2 protein-coding genes are annotated in these 2421 nt (G+C 31.7%); both read right to left on the reverse strand.

The features are described 5' to 3' along the window. A partial coding sequence (locus VKY47_RS09910; RefSeq protein WP_324312441.1) for a S8 family peptidase occupies nucleotides 1–1359 on the reverse strand: 1359 nt, incomplete at its 3' end. Between the two features lie 264 nt (nucleotides 1360–1623). Further along, entirely contained in the window at nucleotides 1624–2373 is a 750-nt protein-coding gene (locus tag VKY47_RS09915; RefSeq protein WP_324312443.1) for a hypothetical protein, read from the reverse strand. Nucleotides 2374–2421: the final 48 nt, after the last annotated feature.

Genomic DNA, 2421 nt, shown 5'->3' on the forward strand with positions numbered 1-2421 from the left:
AACCCCTAAAGTGTAAGATTTATTAGCAGGGAAAATAGCACTACTTCCTTGTCCCGTGCCATGTTGCATGTCATCATTGCCTATAGCGGCGACAACAACCATTCCTCTTTTTTTATTTGGATTATTGGGGTTTGGACGACCTATAGCAATTGCATTGGCTAGTTGGCCAGATAATGTCCCAGGTGTGCCAAGACCAAAACTCATGTTTAATACGTCAACTTCATCTTCTATCGCTTGATGTATTGCATTTAAAATATGATTATTTGATTGTCCAGTTATTAATTTATTACCACATAAGTAAGGATAAAATGTGGCATTATGTGCGAATCCTATGCTATATCCGTTTTGATTATTAATGTTATTCGGCTGTGAAATTATTGTACCAGCTACAAGCATGGCATGTGACCATGTTGTGGAATCATTAGTATAATAAAAACTTCCACCTAAGTGTTTTTGTTTGGTTGTTGCATCGAATATAAATGGTATATCTGCCCCTATGAAATCTGGATGATTTGCTTCAAATCCACCAAAGTCTATAATTCCTATTTTTATACCGTTTCCGGTTAATCCTTCCTCCCAACATTCACAAATATCTGCATCTGCATCTGGTATCCCAATATCTCCATTATAAATATCTCCTCCATCATTTTGAATGTACCAAGTATAATTATTATTGTCAGGAGAGTCGCTTAATTCATCAATTGGGACATCACAAGAATATGGTTTTACAGAATATGTATTAGGTTCAGCCAATTCAACCAAATCTAATTCAATTTCATTAATTAAATTTGATAAATATATAGATGAATATTCAATACTCCGAGGTTTTTTATTTTGAAAAACATATGTCCAACTCACCTCTGTTGGTAGATTAGAACTAGGCGTATAGACTAATGTTAAATTATATCTCTGAGCAAAACTTGCGATTTCTGAATTTGATAGCATAGGGTTCTTAAATGTAACCATTATTAAATCGTCAGTAGGATAGTGTAGATATTTGTCATATGTTTCTTGCTCTCTACTTATTTCTAAGGCAATAGAGTTAAAGTTCTGTAGATTTATTACAGAATTGATAAAGTTTAAACGTTCCATTTCTGTAGATTCATTTGAAAAACAAATAGTGTTAAAAATAGAATATGAATTGTCATAACTATACATAGTATCAACATATTCAGGTAAGTTTATATTTAAGACGCTATTGTCTGTTAAGTTAATGTTAATAACATCTTTTTGTATATAATACCAATCTTTCTGCTTATTTTCATCATAAATATAAATACTATCAGGTAAAATTGATTGACCAATAGTGCATACATAAACTAGAAAAACAAACACTTTTATTAAAAATAGCTTTTTCATTTCACTTAAAATTTAAATTAAACAATTTGCCTTCTCGGCTTTATTTAAAAGGTCAAATAAGCTTTTTTACTTTTACAATTATTTCTGCTTATCGGTTTTCATTCATAAACACCTTCCAAAAGCTGGTTGCTTAACCGTTACAGGTAATTTTCGTAATCGCTCATAACGGTTGGCAAATAGGCAAAGGCGGCTAACACGTATGAACGTTTGCCGCTTGTGCTTATTTGCTGTTATAAGCTGTAAAGTTTTTTACCTTTAGTTCAGTTAAAACCTCCAACCCAATCTCAATTCAGCTTTTGTACCTAAAAATGATTCTTTAAAACCAGGAGTAACACTTTCTAATTCTGAAGGGTCTTGATTTTCTATAGTTGTATACTTTGTGACATCTTTATATTTAAAATTAGAGTTGCTAAATCCACACTCCAACCCTATATAAACATTCTCTACAAAATAAAAATCAACTCCTAGACCTAAATCAAACCCAATTACGCTATATAAACTAGTTGACCTCTGTGAGATATTTTTGTCATAGCCATACACTATTCCGTCAGGCATATTATATGCTAGTGCATGATTGAAGTCTTTTTTTTCTCTCCCATATCCCAAATTTAATCCAACCATAGCATAAGGATCTAACTTACTAGTGCCCAAAAAGTGATATTCTGTGCCCAATTGTAAGTTAAAACTTGTACGTTTAAAGGTTACTGTTCCGACTTCTCCACTACCATCTGCTTTTTCATAACAATGATGTTTTTCAGATATCGGTTTCCCTGAACCATCTCCAAGTCCAACTTGTAAACGTAAATTCCATTTGTTACTTAAAAAATAACGACCTCTTAATGAAGGTGTATTCCAATTAACACCTCCATTATTTTTTGTTCTGAGTAACATCTCAATAGACCAAGGATTATTAGATGCACTCGGTTTCTCTACTTCTGAAAAAGTTTGAGAAAATAAAGGGTTTATTGTCATAACACACCCTATTAATACACATATTAAATTATTTTTTTTCATATCTCATTTTTATTTGTTAATAATTGATTATTTGCTTAACAATTTGAT

The organism is Xanthomarina sp. (genome assembly GCF_035306705.1).
Taxonomy (GTDB): Bacteria; Bacteroidota; Bacteroidia; order Flavobacteriales; family Flavobacteriaceae; genus Xanthomarina.

Bases quoted from the DNA above. Each gene is read 5' to 3' on its own strand.
- VKY47_RS09915 (WP_324312443.1), bottom strand. From the start codon at position 2,373: ATGAAAAAAAATAATTTAATATGTGTATTAATAGGGTGTGTTATGACA.